Origin of the sequence: Pseudomonas sp. RIT288 (assembly GCF_000631985.1) — a bacterium.
Taxonomy (GTDB): Bacteria; Pseudomonadota; Gammaproteobacteria; order Pseudomonadales; family Pseudomonadaceae; genus Aquipseudomonas.
In genome coordinates, this window is sequence record NZ_JFYN01000013.1 from 75376 (window position 1) to 100567 (window position 25192).

At 63.6% G+C, this 25192-nt stretch carries 12 protein-coding genes (1 of these 12 cut by a window edge); 7 read left to right on the forward strand and 5 right to left on the reverse strand.

What is annotated here, in order from left to right; all coding sequences use genetic code 11:
• Both BW33_RS14885 and BW33_RS14890 read right to left on the reverse strand, forming a co-directional pair.
• Positions 1-9523, reverse strand: partial view of a non-ribosomal peptide synthetase gene (locus BW33_RS14885; protein WP_047599792.1) — the 5' portion only. The gene continues 3491 nt to the left of window position 1, outside the view; only the first 9523 of its 13014 coding nucleotides appear in the window; the start codon lies at positions 9521-9523; its stop codon lies off the left edge, out of view.
• Positions 9524-9767: 244 nt separating this feature from the next.
• Positions 9768-16181 carry a non-ribosomal peptide synthetase gene (locus BW33_RS14890; protein ID WP_047599793.1) on the reverse strand — a complete coding sequence of 2138 codons (6414 nt, stop codon included), beginning with the start codon at positions 16179-16181 and terminating at the stop codon, positions 9768-9770.
• A 491-nt stretch (positions 16182-16672) separates the two neighbouring features.
• Here BW33_RS14890 and BW33_RS14895 point away from each other — a divergent pair, with 491 nt between their 5' ends.
• From BW33_RS14895 to BW33_RS14910, 4 genes are all read left to right on the forward strand, one after another.
• Positions 16673-17467 carry a helix-turn-helix transcriptional regulator gene (locus tag BW33_RS14895; RefSeq protein WP_047599794.1) on the forward strand — a complete coding sequence of 265 codons (795 nt, stop codon included), beginning with the start codon at positions 16673-16675 and terminating at the stop codon, positions 17465-17467.
• 84 nt (positions 17468-17551) lie between these two features.
• Positions 17552-18958 carry an efflux transporter outer membrane subunit gene (locus BW33_RS14900; RefSeq protein WP_047599795.1) on the forward strand — a complete coding sequence of 469 codons (1407 nt, stop codon included), beginning with the start codon at positions 17552-17554 and terminating at the stop codon, positions 18956-18958.
• Positions 18959-19114: 156 nt separating this feature from the next.
• Positions 19115-19720 (forward strand): SCO family protein, encoded by a 606-nt coding sequence (locus BW33_RS14905; RefSeq protein ID WP_047599796.1) that lies wholly within the window; start codon positions 19115-19117, stop codon positions 19718-19720.
• Positions 19720-20199 (forward strand): copper chaperone PCu(A)C, encoded by a 480-nt coding sequence (locus BW33_RS14910; RefSeq protein WP_047599797.1) that lies wholly within the window; start codon positions 19720-19722, stop codon positions 20197-20199. The genes BW33_RS14905 and BW33_RS14910 overlap by 1 nt, the downstream gene beginning before the upstream one ends.
• Positions 20200-20265: 66 nt before the next feature.
• On the opposite strand, the gene BW33_RS14915 is transcribed toward BW33_RS14910, so the two are convergent.
• Positions 20266-20760 carry a hypothetical protein gene (locus tag BW33_RS14915; RefSeq protein WP_047599798.1) on the reverse strand — a complete coding sequence of 165 codons (495 nt, stop codon included), beginning with the start codon at positions 20758-20760 and terminating at the stop codon, positions 20266-20268.
• A 183-nt stretch (positions 20761-20943) separates the two neighbouring features.
• Here BW33_RS14915 and BW33_RS14920 point away from each other — a divergent pair, with 183 nt between their 5' ends.
• Together BW33_RS14920 and BW33_RS14925 are read left to right on the forward strand one after the other, a co-directional pair.
• The gene (locus BW33_RS14920; protein WP_047599799.1) at positions 20944-21318 is read left to right on the forward strand and encodes a hypothetical protein; all 375 of its coding nucleotides are present in this window, start codon (positions 20944-20946) and stop codon (positions 21316-21318) included.
• Positions 21315-21512: a helix-turn-helix transcriptional regulator gene (locus BW33_RS14925; protein ID WP_047599800.1), complete on the forward strand. Its 198-nt coding sequence runs from the start codon at positions 21315-21317 to the stop codon at positions 21510-21512. Before BW33_RS14920 ends, BW33_RS14925 begins: the two co-directional genes overlap by 4 nt.
• 39 nt (positions 21513-21551) lie before the next feature.
• On the opposite strand, the gene BW33_RS14930 is transcribed toward BW33_RS14925, so the two are convergent.
• Together BW33_RS14930 and BW33_RS30000 are read right to left on the reverse strand one after the other, a co-directional pair.
• Entirely contained in the window at positions 21552-22568 is a 1017-nt protein-coding gene (locus BW33_RS14930) for an ABC transporter substrate-binding protein (RefSeq protein WP_047599801.1), read from the reverse strand.
• 64 nt (positions 22569-22632) lie between these two features.
• Positions 22633-22935, reverse strand: a complete 303-nt coding sequence (locus BW33_RS30000) for a hypothetical protein (RefSeq protein WP_177327491.1) — start codon at positions 22933-22935, stop codon at positions 22633-22635.
• Between BW33_RS30000 and BW33_RS14935 the strand changes: the two genes are divergently transcribed.
• Positions 22879-25110 (forward strand): LTA synthase family protein, encoded by a 2232-nt coding sequence (locus BW33_RS14935; RefSeq protein ID WP_152546129.1) that lies wholly within the window; start codon positions 22879-22881, stop codon positions 25108-25110. The genes BW33_RS30000 and BW33_RS14935 overlap by 57 nt on opposite strands.
• Positions 25111-25192: the final 82 nt, after the last annotated feature.

Here is a 25192-nt window from a genome sequence, read left to right on the forward strand (position 1 = left end):
GCCAGGCGTCCTGATCCGGTTCGGGCAAGGCCTTGCGGTCGAGTTTGCCGTTGGCGGTCAGTGGCAGCGCCTCAAGCCGGACGTAGGCTGCCGGCACCAGTGCCTGCGGCAAGCGTGCCTGCAGATGCGCGCGCAGGTCCTCGATATCCACCGTTGTGCGAGCCGTGAACCAGGCGATCAACCGCGCCTCGCGCACCAGCACCACCGCGTCCTGCACCGCCGCATGGCTGGACAGCGCGGCTTCGATTTCACCCAGTTCCACACGCACGCCGCGCAGTTTGACCTGATCGTCGTTACGCCCCAGGTACTCGATATTGCCGTCGGCCAGCCAACGCGCGAGGTCGCCGGTGCGGTACATGCGCGCCTGCGGTTCGTCACTGAACGGGTCTTCGAGGAAACGTTCGGCGGTCAGCTCGGGACGGTTCAGATAACCACGGGCCACACCCGCGCCACCGACGTACAGTTCACCGGCAACCCCCACCGGCACCGGACGTTGTTGTTCGTCGAGCAGGTAAACCCTGGCGTTGCTCATCGGCCGGCCGATGTGCAGCAATTGCCCGGCATGGATCTGCCCGGATGTCGCGACCACCGTGGCCTCGGTCGGGCCATAGTTGTTGATCACGGCAAAGGTCTGCTCACGCGAGAACTGGCGCAACTTGTCGCCACCGATCAACAGCGTGCGCAAAGTCGGGTGACTCAGCTCACGACTGAAGGCGTATTCGGCAATCGGCGTCGGCAGGAAGCTCACTTGCAACGGTTGCGCGCGCCACCAGTCGAGCAGTTCAGCGAGGTGTTCGTTGCTGATCGACTGCGGCGGCAGGTGCAGGGTCGCGCCGACACACAGCGCCGGCCAGACCTCCCAGGCCATCGCGTCGAAACCGCAACCGGCGACACTGGCGGTGTGGCTGCCGGCACGCAGGTCGAACGCCTCGCAGTGCCAGTGCACAAGGTTTTCCAGGGTCGCGTGTTCGACCATCACGCCTTTCGGCTGGCCGGTGGACCCGGAGGTGTAGATCACGTAGGCCAGATGCGCCGGGGTCAGCGTCGGCAGTTGCGGATTGGTCTCCGGCAGGTGCTCCCAGAGGACGTGGTCCAGATCGATCACCGGCACCCGGCCCAGCAGCTCGCGGGTCGCGCCCTGCGCCAGCACCGCCACCGGATCGCTGTCCTGCAACAGGTAGGCGATGCGTTCGGCCGGGTACGCCGGGTCGATTGGCACGTAACCGGCGCCGGCCTTGAGAATCGCCAGCAGCGCCACCAGCATCTGCGGGCTGCGTTGCAGGCACACGGCGATCCGGTCGTCCGGTTGCACGCCGAGGCCGAGCAAGTGATGGGCCAGGCGATTGGCCTGCTGATTGAGTTGCGCATAGGTCAGTTGCTGCGTGCCCTGCACCACCGCCAATGCCTGCGGATGCTGCTCGGCCTGCACTTGCACCAGCGCCTGAATCGTTGCACCGCGCGGATACGCCGCGGCAGTCGGGTTGAAACCGATCAGCAAGCGCTGGTATTCCTCGACCGAAAGAATCGGCAAACGGTTGAGCGGACGCTGTGGCGCCTGTTCCAGCGCGTGCACCAGATGCTCCAGCGCGGTGTGCAGGTAGCCACAGATCCGCTGCGCGCCGATCTGCGCCAACGCCAGCACGGACAGGGAAAAGCCTGTGCCGAGATCGTCGACGCTGAGGGTCAGCGGATAGTTGCTGCGCTCTTCGCCGCCGAGCAATTGCACGCCTTCCCAGATGCCCTGACCGTCACGCGGCTGCGTCTCGGCGACGGTATGCCGGTAGTTGAGCAAGGCGCTGAACAGCGGCGCCCCGGACACCGCGCTGCAGCGCTGGGCCAGCGCCAGTGGCGCGTGTTCATGGGCGAGCAGCGCGGTCAGCCGTGCGTGGGTGGTCTTGACCGCAGAGCGCACGCCTTCGCTGACATCCACCCGCAGCGGCAAGGTATTGATGAACACGCCGAGGGTGCGATCCGCGCCCTCGCCGCCCTGCAAGCGACCCAACAGCACCGTGCCGAAGACCACGTCGCGACGGTTGGCAAGCACGCCCACCACCTGCGCCCAGGCCAGGTGCATCAGGCTCGCCGGGCTGACACCCAACTGCCGCGCCTGTTCCCGCAGGCGCAGGGTCAACCCGGCATCGACGGCTTGCTGCGCCTCCTCGATGTCGCCACCATCGCCTTGCACGTCGTGCAGGCCGAACGGCAGGGTCGGTTCGTCGATATCGCCGAGCATGTCGCGGAAGAACGTTTCGTGTTCCTGTTCGCTGGCCCCCAGACGCGCTTGCGCCACGTAGTTGCGATACGGCATCGGCGTGCCGAGGCTGTCGGCCTGATCGAACATGAACGCGCGCATCTCTTGGCCCACCACCTCCATGGCGGTGTGGTCGAGGATCAGGTGCTGGAACAATATGATCGCCACCACCCGTTGCTGCGCCGGATCTTCGGCGTAGACGATGCGCATCAGCGGCGCCTGGCTCAGGTCGAGGCGGTTGTGCCGGGCATCGAACCGCGCGTGCAACTGCTCAAGGACGTCGCCCTGCGCCGGGTCCAGCGGCACCGCTTGCACCACCAGCGGCGCCTGGCGCCAGACCACTTGCTGCGGGCTCGCCAGCCCTTCCCAGACCACACTGGTGCGCAGAATGTCGTGACGGGCGATAACCTGCTGCAAGGCATGGCTGAAGGTGCGCAGACGCTCGACGCTGTCGAAGATCAGCCGCGATTGCAGCAGGTACGGATCGCCCTGTTCGGCGCTCAAGTGGTGGTAAAGAATGCCTTCCTGCAACGGTGCCAGCGGATAAATGTCCTGCACGTTGGCCGCGCCACCCGGCACGGTGGCGACGATGCGCTCGATGCTCGCCTGATCGAGTTCGGTCAGGCTGAGCATGTCCGGGGTGATGTGCGTGCAGCCCGGCGGAATGCGGTTGGCCGGCACTTCGATTTCGCGACCGCTGCCGACTGCGGCGGCCAGTGCAGCCAGGGTCGGCTGATTGAACAGCACGCGCACGTCGGCCGCGAGGTCGATCTGGCGCATGCGTTCGATCAGGCTCACCGCCAACAGCGAATGCCCGCCCAGTTCAAAGAAGTTGTCGTGGCGCCCGACCCGCTCGACCTTCAGCACGTCGATCCAGATCTGCGCCAGCGCGGTTTCCACCGCACCGTGTGGCGCCTCATATTCGCGGCTGAGCCACGCGCCGTGCTCCGGTTCCGGCAAGGCCTTGCGGTCGATCTTGCCGTTGGCGGTCAGCGGCAATGCATCCAGCCGCACGTAAGCCGCCGGCAGCAGCGCATCCGGCAAGCGTGCCTGTAAATGCGCGTGCAACTGTTGAATATCGACCGCCGTGCGCTCGGTGAACCACGCAATCAGCCGCCCGTCGCGGACCAGTACCACGGCTTCCTGCAGCGCAGCGTGACTACCAAGCGCGGCTTCGATTTCACCGAGTTCGATACGCACGCCACGCAGTTTGACCTGATCATCGTTGCGCCCCAGATACTCGATATTGCCGTCAGCCAGCCAACGCGCCTGATCGCCGGTACGGTACATGCGCGCCCGCGGCTCGTCGCTGAACGGATCGAACAGGAACTGCGCAGCGGTCAGCTCGGGGCGATTCAGATAACCGCGCGCCACGCCCGCCCCGCCGACATACAACTCGCCCGCCACGCCCACCGGCACCGGGCGCTGCTCAGCGTCCAGCACATAGACTCTGGCATTGGCGATCGGGCGGCCGATATGCAGCGGCGGGGCCAGCGAGACCGGCCCCGAGGTGGCGACCACCGTCGCTTCCGTCGGGCCATAGTTGTTGATCACTGCGAAGGTTTGCTGGCGACTGAACTGACGCAGTCGGTCGCCGCCGATCAGCAGCGTACGCAAGGTCGGGTGCTGCAATTGCCGGCTGAACGCGTATTCGGCCACCGGCGTCGGCAAGAAGCTCACCTGCAACGGCTGCGCGCACCACCAGTCGAGCAACTCGTCCAGATGCTCGTTACGGATCGACGGCGGCGGCAGGTGCAAGGTCGCGCCGACACACAGTGCCGGCCAGACTTCCCAGGCCATCGCATCGAAACCGAAGCCGGCGACGCTCGCGGTCTGGCTGCCGGCCTGCAAGTCGAAGGCTTCAGCGTGCCAGTGCACAAGGTTTTCCAGGGTCGCATGTTCGACCATCACCCCTTTCGGTTGGCCGGTGGAGCCAGAGGTGTAGATCACGTAAGCCAGATGGTTCGGCGTCAATGCTGGCAGCTGCGGATTGGCACCCGACAGGTGCTGCCAGTCGTCGCGGTCCAGATCGATGATCGGTACGCCACCGAGCAGATCGCGGATCGACGCCTGCGCCACGACCGCCACGGGGGCGCAGTCCTGCAACAGATAGGCGATGCGTTCCGGCGGATACGCCGGATCGACCGGCACATAACCGGCGCCGGCCTTGAGGATCGCCAGCAGCGCGACCAGCATGTCCGGGCTGCGCCGGGCGCACAGGGCGACCCGATCATCGGGTTGCACGCCAAGGCCGATCAGGTGATGCGCCAGGCGATTGGCCCGCTGATTGAGTTCGCCATAGCGCAACTGCTGCGCACCTTGCACCGCCGCCAACGCCTCGGGGCGCGCTGCCGCCTGGGCCTCGAACAAACGCTGCACGGTCTGCGCCTGCGGATAATCGCGACCGGTGATGTTAAAGCCGACCAGGACCCGCTGCCGTTCGCTCGGCGACAGCACCGAGATCTGCCGCAGCGGCGTGACCGGATTGTGCTCGAGTGCGCTGAGTAAATTGTGCAGCGCGGTCTGCAGGTAATCGCAGACCCGCGCGCCGTCCACTTGTGGCAGCGCTTGCACGCTCAGGCGGAAACCTGTGCCGAGGTCATCGACGCTGACCACCAGCGGATAGTTGCTGCGCTCGCGCGAGCTGAGAATCTCGATCCCGTCCCAGGCCACGCCTGCCGGTTGCGCCGCGCTGTGACGGTAGTTGAGCAAGCTGCTGAACAGCGGCAGCGACGCAGCCACACCGCTGCAACGCTGGGCCAGCGACAGCGAGGCCTGCTCATGCGCCAGCAGTTGCGCCAGACGCTCATGAGTAGCACGCACGCCTTGCTGCACCGCGGTCGCGCCGACACTGACCCGCAACGGCAAGGTGTTGATGAACATGCCGAGTGCGCGATCAGCGCCCTCGCCGCCCTGCATGCGCCCGAGCAGCACGGTGCCGAACACCACCTCTTCACGCCCTGAAACCTGTGCCAGCACCTGGCCCCAGGCCTGGTGCACGAGGCTGGCCGCGCTGATGCCGAGGCGGCGCGCCTGCTCGCGCAGACGCTCGGCCACGCTGGCGTCCAGCGCCTGCTCACTGTCGACGATGCTGCTGCCGTCGCCATGTACGTCCTGCACACCGAAGGCCACGGTCGGCTCGTCGATGTCGCCGAGCATGTCGCGGAAGAACGCTTCATGCGCCGGAGTATCGGCGTGCTGTTGCGCCTGCGCCACGTAGTTGCGGTACTGCACCGGCATCGGCAGATCGGCGCCGCTCGGGTACAGGCTGTCGTTCATTTCCGCGAGCAACACTTCCAGTGCGGTGTGGTCGAGCACGATGTGGTGCAGCAACAGGATGCCGACCCAGCGCTGTTGTTCACGGTCTTCGGTATAGGCCAGACGCATCAGCGGCGCCCGGCGCAGGTCGAGGCGGTAGTGCCGTGGATCGAACCGCGCCTGCATCTGCTCCAGCACATCGCCCTCAAGCAGGTCGGCATCGACCCGTTCCAGCGCCAGCGGCGCCTCGCGCCAGACCACTTGCACCGGCTGTTCAAGCCCTTCCCAGACCACGCTGGTGCGCAGAATGTCGTGGCGCGCGATCACCGCGTTCAATGCACGGACAAAGGCCTTGATCTGTGTCAGTCCGGCGAAGGCGAATTGCGCCTGCAACACGTACGGGTCACCGGCGCTGGTCGCCAGATGGTGATAGAGAATCCCCGCCTGCAACGGTGCCAGACCATAGATGTCCTGCACATTGCCAACGCCGCCGGGCACACTGGCGACCACGCGGTCGATGGCAGCCTGATCCAGCGTGGCCAGCGGCAGCATGTCGGGGGTGATCCGCGTGCAATCGGCGGCAATCAGATTGTCCGGCACCCGCAGGGTATGACGGTGACTCAGGGTCGCCGCCAGCGCCGCGACGCTCGGCTGGCCGAACAGCACGCGCACGTCGCACTGCAAGTCGTGCTGGCGCATGCGCTCGATCAGTTTCACCGCCAACAGCGAATGGCCGCCGAGTTCGAAGAAGTTGTCGTGCCGCCCGACCTGCTCGACACCGAGCAGGGTCTGCCAGATCCCGGCGATCAGGGTTTCCACCGGCCCCAGCGGGGCTTCGAAACCGCGACGGGCGAACGCATCGCAGTCCGGTTGCGGCAAGGCCTTGCGATCGAGCTTGCCGTTGGTGGTCAGCGGTAAGGCGTCGAGGCGCACAAACGCGCTCGGCACCATGTAGTCGGCCAGCGACAGCAGCAACTCGTCGCGCAATTGCGCAGCGCTCGGCTCAGTACCTTCGGCGGCCAGCCAGTAGGCCACCAGACGCTTGTCACCGGGGCTGTCTTCACGGGCGATCACCACCGCTTCGCGCACCCCGGCGCAGGCTGCGAGGCGAGCTTCGATTTCACCGAGTTCGATGCGGAAACCACGGATCTTCACTTGATCGTCGTTGCGCCCCAAGTATTCAAGGCTGCCATCGGCGTTTCGGCGTGCGAGGTCGCCGGTCTTGTACAGACGCGCCTCGGCACGGCCGCTGAACGGGTCGGCAATAAAGCGTTCGGCGGTCAACGCCTCGCGGTTGAGGTAGCCCCGGGCAACCCCGGCGCCACCGACGTACAACTCGCCGATCACGCCGACCGGTACCGGTTCGCGCTGCGCGTCGAGCACGTACAGTTGCAGGTCGGGGATGCCCACACCGATCGGGCTGTGCCCGACCAGTAACGCGTCCGCTGCCTCCAGTGGGCGATAGGTCACGTGCACCGTGGTTTCAGTGATGCCGTACATGTTCACCAGCCGCGTACCGGCATTGCCGACCCGCGCGTACCACGGTTTGAGCAGGCCCGGCTCCAGCGCTTCACCACCGAAAATCACTTCGCGCAACGAGTGCTGCAACGGGCTGCGGCCCTGCGCGGCGATCAACTGGCGGAAGGCGCTCGGCGTTTGATTGAGTACGGTCACGCCGCTGCGGCACAGCAATGCGTAGCAGTCGTCCGGCGAGCGGCTGACCGCCTGCGGCACCAGCAACAGCTGACCGCCAAACGCCAGCGCGCCCCAGATCTCCCAGACCGAGAAATCGAAAGCGAAGGAATGGAACAGCGCCCACACGTCCTGCGGGTTGAAGTTGAACCCGTCGTGGGTCGCCGAAAACAGCCGCACCACGTTGCGGTGTTCGACCATTACGCCTTTGGGCAGCCCGGTGGAGCCGGAGGTATAGATCACGTAGGCGAGATGGCTGGGGCTCAGCTCGGGAATCTGCGGATTGCTGCTGAGTTCAGCCTGCAACTGCACGCTGTCCAGATCGATGATCGGCACGTTGAGCACGCCAACCCGGTCCAGCGTATCGGCCTGGGTCAGCACCGCCACCGGGGCGCTGTCCTGCAGGGTGTAGGCGATGCGCTCCAGCGGATACGCCGGGTCGATCGGCACATAACCGGCACCAGCCTTGAGCACCCCGAGCAGGCCGATGAGCATCTGCGGGCCGCGCTCGACACAGATCGCCACGCGCTGATCCGGGCGAATCCCCTGTGCCAGCAGGTGATGCGCAAGCTGATTGGCACGGCGATTGAGTTCGCCGTAGCTCAGCGCCTGCTCCTCGAACAGCAGCGCTGTGGCCTCGGGGCGCGCCGCCGCATGGGCTTCGAACTGCTGGTGAATCAGCGGCGTTTCCGGGAACTGTGGCAACGGCGAGTTGACCCCGTGCACCAGGTATTCACGCTCGGCCGCCGGCAGAATGTTCAGCCGTTGCAGCGGCGCATCCGGGGTCAATTGCAAGGCCTGCAGCAAGCTGTGCAACGCGCTGTGCAGATAAGCGGCGATGCGTTCGGCACCCAGCGCCGCATCCGCCAGCGCGGTGATGCGCAAGTCTTCGCCGAGGTCGTCGATGTTGATCGTCAGCGGGTAGTTGGTGCGTTCGCGCGCGCCCAGCACTTGCACGCCGGGGGCCAGTTCGCTGACCTCGGCGATCTCTTCACTGCTGCTGTGACGATAGTTGAGGATCGCGCTGAACAACGGCGTCGGCACCGCCACCGCACTGCAACGCTGGGCCAGTGCCAGCGAGGTCTGTTCATGGCCGAGCAACGCGGTCAGGCGTCGATGGGTTGCCAGCACCCCGGCACGCACGCCGTCCTGCCCGACATCCACCCGCAGCGGCAAGGTGTTGATGAACATTCCCAGCGCCTGTTCGCCGCCCTCGCCCGCCTCCATCCGCCCCAGCAGCACGGTGCCGAACACCACCGCCGTGCGCCCCGACAACTGGCCGAGCACCCGCGCCAGCGCCAGGTGCATCAGGCTCGCAACGCTGACGCCGAGCTGACGCGCCTGGCCGCGCAGTTGCCGGCTGAAATCGGTGTCGAGCATCAGCAAGGCTTCTTCGATACCCTGCCCGTCGCCCTGCACATCCTGCAGACCACAGGGCAAGGTCGGCTCGTCGATGTCGGCGAGCATCTCGCGGAAAAACCCTTCGTGAACCTGTTCGTCCAGGCGCAGACGGGCCTTGGCCAGGTGATCGCGGTACGGCACCGGCGACCCGACCTGCGCGGTCTGGCCAAGCAGATGCGCGCGGGTTTCGCGGCGCACCACATCAAGGGCGACGTGATCCATGATCAGGTGGTGGAACAGCAACAGCGCGACCACGCGACCGTTGGCCGGGTCCATGGCGTAGACCAGACGCAGCAGCGGCGCCTGCTGGATATCGAGGCGGAAGAACCGTGGGTCGTGGCGTTCCAGCAGTTGCGTCAGCACATCCGCGCCCGGCGCGAGGGCGATTTCTTCGCAGTGCAGACGAGCCTGCCGCTGCACCACTTGCAGCGGCTCATCCAGGCGTTCCCAGACGAACGCGGTGCGCAGGATGTCGTGGCGCTCGATCATCCACTGCAACGCCTCGGCGAAGGCCTCCAGACGTGCGCGGCTGTCAAAGGCGAACCGCGCTTGCGACACGTACGGGTCGCCGGCGGGCGCCGACAGGTGCAGATAGAGCATGCCTTCCTGCAGCGGCGCCAGCGGGTAAATGTCCTGCAGGTTGGCGGCGCCGCCAGGCACATTGGCTACCATGCGGTCGATGGTCGGCTGATCCAGCGTCACCAGCGGCAGCATGTCCGGGGTGATGCGAAACGCCGGGCTCAGCCAATCGCCACCGTGCTGCGCGACCAGCTCCAGCAGTTGCGCCTTGTGTTCGCTGAGGCTGTCCCACAACGCATCGTCCAGTGCGTCGTCGCTGCCCAGAATGACCAGGTCTTCATCTTCCTGTTGAAGGCGGATCGCATGGGTGGAAAGAACAGCCATCAGTTCGCTGAAATGCATGGGATAACCTGCTGTAAATACGAGAAAAAGGAGCGCGCAGCCGCGAGTCCGTGCCTGCTGCGCGCAGCCTGGAAAAACTAAAACATCGGGGCCTGGGGGGCTGACATGGGAAGCGGGGACAAGCTGCCGGCTCGGTCGCCGCAGTCCCCCTGTAGGAGCTGCCGCAGGCTGCGATCTTTTGCTCTTGCTGTTAAAAGCCAAATCAAAAGATCGCAGCCTGCGGCAGCTCCTACAGGGATTTGGGTCAGAGCCGGCGTTTGCGGGTGAGACTCGGGATGGTGGTTTGCGGGATGAACACTTGCTGCGCCTCGGGCGTGGTGCCGAGCGCCAGCGCCGCCAGCGTCGGCTGGCTGAACAGCGCGCGGGCGTCGGTGTGCAGGCCGCTCTGGCGCATGCGCGCCACCAGACTCACCGCCAGCAATGAATGCCCGCCCAGTTCGAAGAAGTTGTCGTGCCGCCCGACCTGTTCGACGCCGAGCACCTCGCCCCAGATCTGCGCCAGCGCGGTTTCGACTTCCCCCTCGGGTGCCACGTAAGGGCGATTGATGACTGCGTCGGCTCCCGGTTCCGGCAGGGCTTTGCGGTCTATCTTGTCGTTTGGCGTCAGCGGCAACGCATCGAGCAGCACAAATGCACCGGGCACCATGTATTCCGGCAGGCGCTCCAGCACATGCGCGCGCAAGGCCTCCAGATGTGGGACTTCCACGCCGGAGCGCACGGTGTACCAGGCCACCAGACGCTCATCGCGCACCATCACCACCGCTTGGCGAATTGCCGGATGTTCGATCAACCGCGCCTCGATTTCCCCCGGTTCCAGACGCAAGCCACGCAGCTTGATCTGGAAGTCATTGCGACCGAGGAATTCCAGCTCGCCGTGGTTGTTGTAGCGCGCCAGATCCCCCGTTCGATACAGGCGATCACCCGCAACAAACGGGCTGTCGATGAAGCGCTCGGCCTGCATTTCCGGCAGTTTGTGATAACCGCGTGCCACGCCGACGCCGCCAATGTGCAACTCACCGCTGACACCTTGTGGTACCGGTTGACCGTACGCATCGAGCACGTACAGCCGGGTATTGCTCAGTGCTGTGCCGATTGGCACCACGTTGTCCGGCACCGGCATATGCGGTTCCAGCGTCCAGCTCGTGCTGTCCACCGTGGTTTCAGTCGGCCCGTAAACGTTGTGCAAACGCACCCACGGCAGGCGATCGCGCACCTGCCGCGCCAGCGCCGCACTGAGTTCGCCGCCACCGTTGAGCACATCGGTCAGGCTGATGCACTGCTCGACACCGTCCTGTTCGATGAACTGCTGCAACAGCGCCGGGACGAACTTGACCACCGTCACCTGCTGCTCGCGAATGGTCTGCACCACATACGCCGAATCGCGGTTGCCGTCCGGTCGCGCCAGTACCAGACGCATCCCGGAACACAGCGGCCAGAAGATCTCCCACACCGAACTGTCGAAGCTGAACGGTGCCTTTTGCAGCAACGCACCGTGCTCGGTCGGCGGCGAAATCTGCGCCCCCCAATGCACCATGTTGCAGGCGCTGCGATGCTCGATCATCACGCCTTTGGGCAATCCGGTAGAGCCCGAGGTGTAGATCATGTAGGCGAGGTTCGAAGCATTCAGGCCCGGCACCTGCGGATTGCCTGACGGCTGCTGCTCCCAACTGCCGTGCTCCAGATTGATCAGCGTCACACCCGGCTCGCCCAGCAATTGCCGCGTGGCGCCCTGCACCAGCAGTGCGACCGGCGCACTGTCCTGCAACATGTAGTTCAAGCGCTCCAGCGGGTAGTCCGGATCCAGCGGCACATAGGCGCCGCCAGCCTTGAGGATGCCGAGCAAACCAACGATCAGATCCAGCCCGCGCTCGACGCAGATCGCCACCCGCGAGTCCGGTTGCACACCGAGTTCACGCAGATGATGAGCCAGGCGATTGGCGCGTTCGTTGAGTTCGCGATAAGTCAGACTACGTTCACCGCTCTGCAGGGCGATCGCTTCAGGTTTGCGTCGCACCTGTGCTTCGAACAACCTGTGCAACGGCTGGTCCAGCGGACAATCGACCTTGGTGGCGTTGAAGGTGATCAGCAAGCGTTGCAGCTCTTCGGGTGGCAGGATCGGCAAGCGGTTCAACGGCTGTTGCGGTGTCTGCTCCAACGCCTGCACCAGGCCGCTTAACGCCGCTTGCATATAACCGCAAATCCGTTGCGCGCCGATCTGCGCCACGGCCCTGCCGGTGAGACGCAAGCCGTTGCCAAAATCATCCACGCTCATGGTCAGCGGGTAATTGGTGCGTTCCTCGTTGGCCAGGGTTTCGATGCCTTGCCAGGCCTGGCTGGACGGCTCCAGCAGTTCGGACTCGTCACTGTGCCGATAATTGAGCAGCGCGCTGAACAACGGTGACGGCGAGGCGACGCCGCTGCAGCGCTGGGCCAGTGCCAGCGACGCGTGTTCATGCCCGAGCAGCGCGGTCAGCCGCGCATGGGTGGCGCGCACGGCGTCCAGCACTCCGGCATCAACATCGATGCGCAGCGGCAAGCTGTTGATGAACACGCCCAGCGCCCGGTCGGCGCCCTCGCCGCCTTGCAGGCGCCCCATCAACACGGTGCCGAACACTACGCGCTGCTGGCCGGACGTCGCCGCCAGCACCCGCGCCCACGCCAGATGAATCAGGCTCGCGACACTGACCCCGGCGTGTCGCGCCTGCGTACGCAAGCGCTGATAGACGTCAGCCGGCAGCGCCTGCTGCGCTTCGTCGATGCCGCGCCCGTCGCCCTGCACTTCCTGCAAGCCGAATGGCAGGGTCGGCTCGTCGATGTCCGCCAGTTGCTCACGGAAAAACGCCTCGTGTTCCTGCTCGCTGACGCCCAGCCGCGTCTGCGCCACGTAATTGCGATACGGCACCGGCGGCGCCAGCGCCACGACCTGCCCCGACAGACTCGCCTGCATTTCGCCGCGCATCACTTCCAAAGCGATGTGATCCATGGCCAGGTGATGGAACAGCAAAATCCCCACCACCCGATCCAGCGCCGGATCACGGGCATACACCAGGCGCATCAGCGGCGCCTGGCTGACGTCGAGGCGATAACGCCGGGCGTTGAAGCGCGCGTGCAACTGCTCGATGATCGGGCCGTTGGCCGGATCCAGTTCGATCTCCTGCAACGGCAGAATCGCGTCGCGCCACACCACCTGCACCGGGGTGGTCAGACCTTCCCAGAGCACTGAGGTGCGCAGAATGTCGTGGCGCGCCATGACCTCGCGCAGCGCTGTAGCGAAGGCCTCGACGCGTTCCAGACTGTCGAACGCCAGTTGCGATTGCAGCAGATACGGATCGCCCTGCTCGGCGGTGATGTAGTGGTAGAGAATGCCTTCCTGCAGCGGTGCCAGCGGGTAGATGTCCTGCACGTTGGCGGCGCCGCCCGGCACCGTGGCAACGATCCGTTCGATGTCCGTCTGCTGCAGTTGCACCAGCGGCAGCATCTCCGGGGTGATGTGCGTGCAATCGGCGGCGATGCGGTTGGCCGGCACTTCGATTTCCCGGCCGCTGCCGACCGAAGCCGCCAGCGCCGCCAGGGTCGGCTGACTGAACAGCACGCGCACGTCGCTGCTCAGATCGAGCTGACGCATGCGTTCGATCAGAGTCACCGCCAGCAACGAATGTCCGCCGAGCTCGAAAAAGTGATCGTGACGCCCGACCCGCTCGACTTGCAGCACGTCCGCCCAGATCTGCGCCAGGGCGATTTCGACCTCCCCCTGCGGCGCCTCGTATTCGCGGCGGATCAAATCTTCCGCGCCGGGCGCCGGCAGCGCCTTGCGATCAACCTTGCCGTTGGCGGTCAGCGGCAGCGCCGGCAGACGCACATAGGCGCTCGGCAGCATGGCACTGCTCAGGCGAGTTTTCAGGTACGCGTGCAGCTCATTGATGTCCAGAGGCGCCTGCTCGGTGAACCACGCCAACAATTGTCCGTCGCGCACCAGCACCACCGCTTCGCGCACCGCCGCATGGCGGGTGAGTGCGCTCTCGATCTCCCCCGGCTCGATCCGGATGCCACGGATTTTCACCTGATCGTCGTTGCGGCCCAGATACTCCAGATTGCCGTCGGCGCGCCAGCGTGCGAGGTCGCCGGTGCGGTACAGGCGTGCGCCCGGTTCAGCGCTGAACGGATCAAGCAGGAAGCGCTCGGCGCTCAGCTCTGCGCGGTTCAGGTAACCGCGAGCCACACCGTCCCCGCCGACATACAACTCGCCCGTCACGCCCAGCGGCACCGGTTGCTGCTGCTCGTCGAGCAGATATACCGTGGCGTTGCTTACCGGTTTGCCGATGTGCAGCGCCTGCCCGGCGTGGATGCGCCCCGAGGTTGCCACCACCGTGGCCTCGGTCGGCCCGTAGTTGTTGATCACTTCGAACGACTGTTGACGCGGGAACTGGCGCAGGCGATCGCCACCGATCAGCAGCGTGCGCAACGTCGGGTGATCGAGCTGGCGGCTGAACGCGTATTCGGCGATCGGCGTCGGCAAAAAGCTCACGTCCAGCGGCTGCGCACGCCACCAGTCGAGCAGCGCATCGATGTCTTCGTTGCCCTCGCTGACCGGCGCCAGGTGCAGGATCGCGCCCACGCACAGCGCCGGCCAGACTTCCCAGGCCATCGCGTCGAAACCGAAGCCAGCGAGGCTCGAGGTATGGCTACCGGCGCGCAGGTCGAAAACGTCAGCGTGCCAATCGACCAGATTGCACAGGGTGCGGTGCTCGACCATCACCCCCTTGGGCAGGCCAGTCGAGCCGGAGGTGTAAATCACGTAAGCGAGGTTGGCCGGAGTCAGTCCCGGCACCTTCGGCGCGCCGATATTGGCGGCGGACCAGCTCGGGCGATCCAGCTCGATCACCGGCACCGACAACGCCGGCAAAAGCCCGCGCAGCGCTCGCTGGGTCAGCACCGCGATTGGCGCGCTGTCTTCCAGCAGGTAGCTCAGGCGCTCGGCCGGATGCGCCGGATCCAGCGGTACATACGCGGCGCCAGCCTTGAGGATCGCCAACAGCCCGACCAGTGTGTCGAGCCCGCGCCGGGCAACGATCGCCACCCGGTCATCCGGACGCACACCGAGATCGAGCAGATGATGAGCGAGCGCGTTGGCGCGTTGATTGAGGTCGGCATAGGTCAGGCTTTGCCCCTGATCAACCGCCGCCAGCGCCTGCGGCCGTAGCGTCGCCTGCGCTTCGAAACGCTGATGAAGGGTCGTCGGAGCCGGGTATTGCACCCGCGTGGCATTCCACTGTTGCAGCAGCGCGGTTTCTTCGGGCGTGCTCAGGTCGAAATCCGCCACCGCCAGATTCACCGCTTCCAGCCCCTGCTCCAGAATCAGCAACCAGCGTTCAGCCAATGCCTTGACTTCATCGGCATTGAAATACGCCTCGCTGTAGATCAGGTACAGCCGCGCGTCGTCATTGGTCAGATTGCTCAGCAAATGCACCGCCAGCGGTGTGGCCTCTTCGACGTTCGAGGCCTTGATGATCCGTCCCGAGGCCTCGCCGTAGCGATAATCGTGAGTGCCCTGCTCGTAGGAAACAGTGACTTCGAACAGCTGCGAGCGCTCCTCGCGCAGCAAGCCCAAGGCACGATTCATCTCACTGACCGGGTAGCGCTGATGGCGAAAGTCCTGGCGCAGCTCATCACGAATTGCCCTGACCAGTTCAGCGAACGTGCATTGGCGACCAAAACCCATGCGCACCGCACTGACCTGCGCGAACAACCCGAGGGTGGATTTGAAGCGCGCGCCGGAGCGGTTGAGAATCGGCAGCCCCACCACCCATTCGTCACGTTGCGCGGTGCGGCTGAAGTAGACATGCAGCGCCGCCAGCTGCACATGGAACGCCGAGGCGCCGTACTCCCGGGCCACCTGCTGCATGCGCTCGTGCAGCAGCGCCGGCAAAGGCTGCGCATAGACTTGCGTCTGCGCGGTTTGGCCGGCCAGGCTCTGCTGATGCCGCGGCAGCAACAGCGGCTCGGGCAATTGTCGGTACTTGTCCAGCCAGTAGGCACGATCCTGCGCATAACGCGGCGATGCTTGATAGCGCGCATTGTCCTCGATGAAGTCGATGTACGACGGCGCCGAAACGGGTGTCGGTTGGCTGTGCGCCAGCGCGTTGTAGATCTCGTCCAGCGACTTGAACATTGCGCCGAAGCCCCAGCCATCGACGATCAAGTGATGAGCCTGCACGGACAGCCAATGTCGCTGCTCATCGAGGCGGATCAACAGAAAGCGCAACAGGCAGCCGCCGTCCAGTACAAAGGGCTGATCGATGCGCGCCTGCACCAGTGCCCGCGCCGCCGATTCCGGGTCGCTGTGCGCCGACACATCGTCGATCGGCATCGGCACCATTACTGACCGGGCGAACTGCTGCAACGGCAAGCCATCTGCACCGGCGCCCGGCAGCAGAATCGTGCGCAGCGCGTCATGCCGGGCCACCAGCAACTCCAGCGCAGCCTGCATCCGCGCTGGATCCAGCGGGCCATTGAGATCCAGGTATCCGCCGATGTTATACAGCGGCGAATCCCCGCGACTCAGCTGATCCAGCCAGATATCCAGCTGCGCAGCGGTCAGCGGATACGTCTGGAACGATGCGGACGGCGTGGCCACCGAAGGGGCAGAAATAGGCGGCATAAGATCCTTCTCATGTGATTTTGCGCCTATTCAAGCATCGGCCACGATGCCGACATGACACGTAAAACCCGGACAACCCTGCGCCTCCCGGCGCTGGCCTGTCAGCACTTGTTGACGCTGATCGACTGGGAACTGGTTAAAAGTTCGGAGAGGAAAGACTGAAAATCTTGTAGGAAAAATGCCACACGCCAGCGCTGCCATCGACCTGCGTCATGACCTCGCAAAAACGCAACTGCCCCGGTTTTCAGGGTCTTGCCGTGACCAAACAGTCACGCGATGCGCAACGCCTGTGCCAGCGGGCGTCAGAAGCCCGGCGCCAACTTTCAGAAATGATGGCACTTTGTGTCCCTGTTTTCCCCTACAGACGCAGGACAAATCCATAGGCTTAAATCCCGCCCCAGATCAGTTTCAAGGAGAGACGATTGCGTGGGCGGCTTTTGCATAAACAGCGGACGACTCGGTGATGACTCGGAACCAGGGATGACAAGGATATGAATCTGACCGGCAGCATTCGCAACATGGAAAACCCGCACTTCTACTGGCAACTGGGAGAACTGATTGCCAGTACCGGCGACGATCATTTCGCCAGCAACATGTTCCAGTTGGTCGACACCCTGGTGCCGGTCAATCGCGTCGATCTCAGCGAGTGGACGCTGGACGAACGTCAGGCCAGCGTGGTCGAGATCAAGGCGCTGGGCAGCGCCGGTCTGCCGCAGACCTTCCCGCCACCGGACCCGTTGAAGAGTCCGGACGATCATCCGTTGTTGCAGAAGATGATCGAGATGAATGATTCGCTGCTGATTCAACTCAAAACGTCGCTCCAGCCGCAACATCCGCAGCACAGCGTGCACCAGTGCAATCTGGTGTCCCGCACCTCGAATCGCCGCTGTGTCATCTCGTTCTACCGTCCGCATACGCAACGGGTGTTTTCCCTGCCGGAGCTGTCATTTCTCAAAAGCCTGTCCGACACCCTGCTGCCGCTGATCGAGCGCCACGCGCAGCTCAGTCGGCAGATCGTCGCCAAACCGCCGCGCCTGCCCTTGGCCGACCTGGAACAGGCGCCTTTGCAGCAGGTGTTCGACGAACGCCTGGCGCTGGGCGGCATTGTGCTGTCGGCGCGGGAGAAAGAAGTCTGTCTGGGTCTGTTGACCGGCGGCACCGTACCGCTGTTGGCCGAGAAGCTGCGGGTCAAGAGCAGTTCCGTCGAGACCTACCTCAAACGGGCGACCGCCAAACTGGGGGTCAGCGGACGGCATGGTCTGGCGCGCTGGATGGCCGGGGCGTAACCGCGCGGTCGTGTTTCAACGGTGTTCGATGGTGGTGTGGGGACGCAGTGCCCGGCACGTGTTTTTTCTGCATGAGAGCGTTCGATGCTGCGCATTTCCCTGCTGTCCCTCGCCGTCCTGTTGGCCGGATGTTCGTTGATTCCCGATTATCAGCGCCCTGCTTCACCGAGCGCTGCGCAGTATCCGCAAGGCGCCGTTTCCCCGGCCCCGACACCCGCCGCAGCGCGCACTGAAGACTGGCGCACGCTGTTCAACGACCCGGCGTTGCAACAGTTGATCGAAAGCGCGCTGGTGAACAATCGCGACCTGCGGGTGGCGGCGTTGAACGTCGAGGCGTTTCAGGCGCAGTACCGGATCCAGCGCGCCGATCTGCTGCCAGCGGTGTCGGCCAATGCCAGCGAGTCGCGCCAGCGCCTGCCGCCCAGCGTGACCCGCAGCAAAGCCATGATCAATTCGACCTATGCGGTGAACCTGGGTGTCAGTGCCTATGAACTGGATTTTTTCGGCCGGGTGCGCAGCCTCAGCGAGCAGGCGCTGCAAACCTGGCTGGCGACCGAACAGGCGCGGCGCAGTGCCGAGCTGAGTCTGGTGGCCAACGTCGCCAATGCCTACCTGACCTGGCGCGCCGACCAGGAGTTGCTTGAACTGACGCGCCAGACCCTGGCCGCCGATGAGCAAAGCCTGCGCCTGACCACGCGCAACCGCGACGCCGGCAAGTCTTCGGCGCTGGAACAGGCGCAGGCGCAAACCAGCGTCGACCGTTCGCGAGCCAATCTGGCGCGATACAAACGTCAGGTGGCGCAGGATCTGAACAGCCTGACGCTGCTGGTTGGCACGCAAGTCCCCGAGCAACTGCCGGCGCAACCACTGGCCAGCGACCTGGTCCAGCAACTGCCGGCCGGGTTGCCCTCGGATCTGCTGCAACGGCGCCCGGACATTCTGCAGGCCGAGTACAAACTGAAAGCGGCCAACGCCAATATCGGCGCGGCGCGGGCGGCGTTTTTCCCCAGTGTCAGCCTGACGGCCAGCGCTGGCACCTCCAGCCGCGATCTCTCCGGACTGTTCAGCGGTGGCTCCGGGGCGTGGACGTTCCAGCCGCAAATCAACCTGCCGATTTTCAACGCCGGCAGCCTGCGCGCGAGCCTGGATTATTCGAAACTGCAGAAAGACGTCGCGATCGCCGAATACGAAAAATCGATTCAAACCGCGTTTCAGGAAGTCGCCGATGGCCTGGCGGCGCGCAGCACTTATCAGCAGCAATTGCAGGCGCAACGCGATCTGGTACAGGCCACTCAGGACTACTACAACCTGGCGCAGCACCGCTATCAGAACGGTGTCGACAGCAGCCTGACGTTTCTCGATGCGCAACGTTCACTGTTCAGTTCGCAGCAGGGCTTGATCACTGATCGCCTCGCGCAGCTGGTCGCCGAGGTCAACCTGTACACCGCGCTGGGCGGTGGCTGGCGGGCCGATGAGGCGAATCTTCAGTAGTCCGTCGTCACTTTTTCTTACACCTTTTGTCGCCCGATCCTGCGCCGCGCGGCGATCCGTGGCCGGCGTCTGCCGTCAGTTTGGTATCATGCGCCGCTTTTACGGTTAACCCCCCGCCAGTCCTGCCGACTGACGGGCTGCAAAAGGCGGTATTAGATGACGGCTTTGTTGACTCGCCGCAAGGTGCTTGCGGGAATGGGCGTGCTGGGCCTGGGCCTGCTTGCCGGCTGCGACACCCGTGGCCAACTGTCGTACAAGTACGGCAAGGACCTGAGTGACAAGATCCTCGGGCGCACCTTCAAGCTGAAGAACACCGATGGCGAAACCATGACGCTGTCGAGCTTTCGCGGGATGATGCCGATGATCTTCTTCGGCTTCACCCAATGCCCGGCGGTGTGCCCGACCACCCTCGCCCGCGCCGCGCAAATCAAGAAGCTGATGGGCAAGGACGGCGACCGTCTGCAGGTGATCTTCATCACCCTCGACCCGGAACGCGACACGCCGCAGATCCTCGACGCCTACGTCAAAGCCTTCGACCCGAGCTTCGTCGCGCTGTACGGCACGCTGGAAGAAACCCAGGCCACCGCCAAGGAATTCGACGTGTTCTTCGAGAAGGTGCCGGCGGGTGACACCTACACCATCTCCCACACGTCCACCAGTTACGTCTACGACTCGCGCGGCCAGTTGCGCATGGGTCTGTCTGTATCGCTTTCGGCACAAGAGTGCACGGAAGATTTGCTCACCGTTATGGAGGTCTGCTGATGCACCCCGTTTTGAACAACATCAAACGCGCCGTTTGCGCTCTGTCCCTGCTGGGCCTGGCTTTTCAGGCCAGTGCTCAGACCAGGGTCGACGACGCCTGGGTGCGTGCGACCGTGCCGACCCAATCGGCCAGCGGCGCGTTCATGACCGTCACTGCGGACAGCGACAGCAAGCTGCTGAGCGTTGCCTCGCCGGTGGCCAAAGATGTGCAAATCCACGAAATGTCGATGAAGAACGACGTGATGAGCATGGGCCCGGTCAAGTCGGTCGACCTGCCGGCCGGCAAAGCCGTCACCTTCGACCCGAACGGCTACCACGTGATGCTGATGGGCCTGACCGGCCAGCTCAAGGAAGGCGAAAGCGTACCGCTGACCCTGACCGTGGAAAACGCCAAGGGCGAGAAGCAGACCGTCGAAGTCAAAGCCGAAGTCCGTGCGCTGACGCACATGGAAGGTCACGATCACAGCAAGATGCATTGATCTGACTTTGCGGCAATAAAAAGGGGCGGCCTGATCGATCAGGCCGCCCCTTTTTTATCGCGCATGTCAGCCGCGCTTGCGGGCCAGTGCGTTGCGCACGCTATCTCTCGACATCCCCGGGCGCGATGGCGCCGCAGTTTTCTCCACGGGCGCCGCAGCCAACTGCTGCTTGCGCTTCAACACCTGACTCCAGCGATAACCGAGATAGCCGGCCGCCGCAAAGAATCCCAGCCAACCGGTCATCAGATTGATAACCGTCCACAGCCCGAGGGTGATCAGCACGGTTTTCCAGGTGAACAACTTCAGGTTGTTGTCGACAGGCACCGTTTCAACGGACGCCTGCTGCGCCAGCGGAATCTGCTGCACCCCATCCAGATCAAAGCGCAATGAGAAGTCCGCTGCCGGTACCTGGACATTTATTTGATTGCCTTCAGCGGTATGCACCCGCACTTCGCCATTGACGACCGACACCGAGCTGAAACTGATCTGGGTTTCGTGATGAATCTCGCCGTTGACCAAGGTCAAGACCGTTCGTTGCTCGCCATTGGTGGGCTCGCGCATGTCGATTCCTTGAGAACTCCACGTCGAACGACGTGCAAAGGGAAAATCCGTTGGGCTCGAATGCTACTGAGTGGCCATTAGGCTGTCCAGCAACAACCTGGTCAAGGCTGATGGAAAGCTTGCTTTACATGCGAAAAAAATTTAGCCAGTATGTAAAGGGTCTTTTACACAGGAAGTTGAAGAATGAATCGGTACTACCTCGAAATGGGCGCAGCGTTGATCCTCTATATGCTGGTGTTGATGGCCTCAGTGATTGCCACGCAATACCTGACGGACGCCAACATTATTCTGCGCTCTGCCGTCGCGCTGACACCGGTTATTCCGGCAGGACTGATGTGCTGGAGCATCGTGCGCAACATGCGGCGCATGGACGAAATGCATCTGCGTATCCAGTTCGAAGCGCTGGGGTTTGCCTTCGCCGCCTCGGCGCTGCTGACCTTCAGTTACGGTTTTCTGGAAAACGTCGGCGCCCCACACATACCGTGGACTTGCGTGTGGCCGGTGATGGGCGCCATGTGGATTCTCGGCCTGCAAATCGCTCGACGTCGCTACCAATGAAAAATCGCCTCAAGGCGCTGCGCGCCGAACGCAACTGGTCGCAGCTCGATCTGGCTGAACGCCTCAAGGTGTCACGTCAGACGATCAATGCCATCGAAAACGAGCGTTATGACCCAAGCCTGCCACTGGCCTTTCAAATTGCCCGGGCGTTCGAGTTACCGATTGAAAGCATCTTCGACGACGGTTTGAACTGATCGCCGAATTGGCCGGCAGTGGGCGCTGCCTGAAAGGTGTCAGCTCCCCGCGCCGCCATGCGCCTCCTCAAAGAAGTAATCCTTCCAGCTGCCGGCCTTGTTCTTCAGCACGCCCAGTTCCTGCAATTTTTCGGCATAGATGAACGTGCGCTGCGGCACCACCGTGAAGTCGATTTCGGGATCGGTGACGATCTTCTCGACCAGCGCCAGCGGCAGCTTCGACTGTTCGACGCGGATGTACGCCTGAGCGGCGGCGGGTTTGTCGGCCTTGATGATTTTTTCCGCTTCGGCCAACGCGTCGTAGAACGCCTTGTAGGTCTTGGGATTTTCGTCGTGGAATTTTTCCGTGGTGTAGAGCACGTTGAACGTGGCCTGACCGCCGAGCACGTCGTAGGAACTCAGCACTTTGTGCACGTTGGGGTTTTGCAGCGCCTGATACTGGAACGGCGGGCTGGAGAAGTGCGAGTTGATTTCCGAACCGCCGGCAATCAGCGCCGCCGTAGCGTCCGGGTGCGGCAGGCTGACCGAGATGTCGTCAAATTTCTTGTACTGAGCATTGCCAAATTCCCTGGCCGTTTCGATCTGCAGGGTCCGCGACTGGAACCCCACGCCCGCCGCCGGCACGGCGATGCGATCCTTGTCGCTGAAATCCTTCAGAGTCCTGATGTTCGGGTTGTTGGTCAGCAGGTAATTGGGCATCGAGCCGAGCGAGGCAATGGCTTTGACGTTCTGTTTGCCGCGAGTGCGATCCCACACCGTGAGCATCGGCGGCACCCCGGCGGAGACCACGTCCAGCGCGCCGGTCAGCAGCGCTTCGTTCATGGCAGTGGCGCCGGAGATGCTGTTCCAGTCGACCTTGATCTCCAGCCCCTGCGCCTTGCCGTGTTTTTCAATCAGTTGCTGATCACGAACCACGTCGAGAATCAGATAACCGATGCCGAATTGCTGGGCGATGCTGATCTTGCCTTCGGCCTGGGCGCCGCTGCTGAACAGCAGACTGCCCGCCAGAGATGTGGCCAACAGAGTCAGCGCAGAACGTTTGAACGGTGTGGCCATGACAACCTCGCAGCAGGAGTGAATTGGCTGAAAGGCCGAACTCTATCGCTATAAAAAACAGAAATTAAATACCGTTATCGAATATCCATAGCACGCTCACGTTTGCCGTTATGCGCTGATTTAAACAGCCTGAAACAATAAATCTGCCATCGGTTACAAGCTGTGGATCAGCCGCCAGCGGGCTGACACCAACGCCGGTCACGGTCTCAAGCCTTGCACCGCGCCTGCGCGAGCAGATCAGCCACGCGTTTAAAAGGGCGATCAGGCAGCCCACCCTTGGTATCATCGCGCACACTTTTATGACGGTTTGATGGCTGGAAGGTCTTTTTTTGTGAGCGTTCTTTTGCGTTGGTTGCGGCAGCCGCATGCCCGCCTGTTTTCCTTGATTCTACTGGTGCTGATCGTACCGGTGTGCCTGCGCGCGGCGTTGGGCTGGTCGTCGCCGCTGGGCTATTTGTCCGACCTGGCGATTGGCAGTTTGCTGGTGCTGTTGCTGCATCGCCGCGCGTGGTGGCTGGCGTTGCCGTTGCTGCTGTTCTGGGGGGTGCTGGCGGTGGCGACGGCCGAACTGGTCAGCGCTGTCGGCCGACTGCCAAATCCTTCCGACCTGCATTACCTGATTGACCCGCAGTTCGTGGAAAACTCCACCGGTGGCGGCTTTGCCCATCCGGCGCTGGGGGTTGCCCTGTTGCTGGCGCTGCTGTTCTGGTTACTGACGCGTTTCGCCAATCGCGCGCAACCTGCTGCTGCCCTGCCCCGTGCCGTGTGGGCGGCCCCGGTGCTGCTGTTCGCCGCGCACTGGGGCGTGCAAAACCAATGGCCGAGCGAGGAAGATCCATGGCGCATGTACAACCTGCCGCATCAGTTGCTCGCCTCGCAAGTCGCCGACCTGCAGTTGCAGGCCGAAGAATGGCTGGACGGTGACGTCGAACCCGCTGCGCCACAGATGGCCGGGCTGACCGATCTGGATCTCAATGGCCACAAGCTGCTGGCCGCGCCGGGGCAGGCGCGCAACGTGCTGATCATCGCTCTGGAAGGCATTCCCGGCGCGTACGTCCGCGCCAATCGCGAGGCCATCGGCAGCCATTATCAGGAAGACCTGATGCCCAATCTCAGCCGCTGGGCCGAGCGCGGCATGAACACCCCGGATTACGTGCTGCATACGCACCAGACCATTCGCGGCCTGTACGCCATGCTCTGCGGCGATTACGACAAGCTCAACAACGGCACGCCCAAAGGCGTGGAGATGCTCACCCAGCAGGAACGCAATCAGGCCTGCCTGCCAGCGCAGCTGCGACAGCACGGCTTCAGCACCCACTATTTGCAAGGCGCCGGTCTGCGCTTCATGGCCAAAGACAAAATCATGCCGCACATCGGTTTCGATGCGACCCATGGTCTGGAATGGTTCAGCAACGCCAACTATCTGGAGTTCCCGTGGGGCAAGGATGACAAGGCGTTCTTCGAAGGCGCGCTGGATTACGTCGGCCAACTGAAGAAGCAGAAGCAACCGTGGATGCTCACCCTGTTGACCGTCGGCACCCACCAGCCCTACTCCGCACCGGAAGAATATCTGGCGCGCTACGAGACGCCGAAACAGGCCGCCGTCGGTTATCTCGACGATGCGCTGGAACAGTTCCTCAGCGGCCTCGAACGTCAAGGCGTGCTCAAGGACACGCTGGTGGTGATCACCTCGGACGAATCCCACGGCATCGATGGCGTGCGTCTGGCTTCGTCCTGGGGGTTCAACCTGACCCTGGCGCCGGAACACGAGCAACTGCCGCGACTGAATGCCGGGGTGTACGGTCATGTCGATCTGAGCGCGTCGATCCTCGACTATTTCGACCTGCCGGTGCCGTCGGCATTGAGCGGCCGTTCGCTGTTCCGCGACTACGACAGCGGACGCGAAATCATGTCCTACACCAACGGCAAGCTGCGCTACCACAACGGCCAGGGGATTTTCTCCGAGTGCGACATGCCGCGCCGTTGCCGTTACTACGAAAGCCCCGGTTTCATTGCCGAGCGCGCCACCTTCAAGGGCAATGAAAGCAGCCAGCAGGCCCGACAGATTGCCGCGCGGGCCATGGCGCTGGACCTGTCGCTGCTGCGCACACCGCTCAATCAGCGTTACCAGTTCGGCAGCAACAACGTCATCCCGCTGCAGGCGCAGATCAACGATGACTGGGCCGACAACCTGATCGGCGCGCAATACCTGGAAATGCCCAAGGGCTCGCACACCCGCGTGCGCCTGACCGTACGATCGGTGGACCCGCAGCAGGCGGCGTACATTCAGCTCAAGGCCAAGGAGTTCGAACAGGACGTGCAGCTGGGCCTGCCGACCGAGATGGTCGCCACGGCCGATCAGCCGCTGCAGATGGATTTCAGCTTCGACAACCCGCAACAGCGCAAGGCTTTCTCGTTCCATTTGCTGGGTTATGGGCTGGGCGCGGTCGAAGTCACGGATTTCAGTGTGATCACCGAGTTGCCGGGGCAGGAAGATCCCCTGGATGCGCTGCCGGATGATGAGACCGCACAATCGAGCTGATACCCCCCGTGTAGGAGCTGCCGCAGGCTCGGGCCGCGTTTGGACGATCTCTTGATCTTGAAAAAACAAAATCAAAAGATCG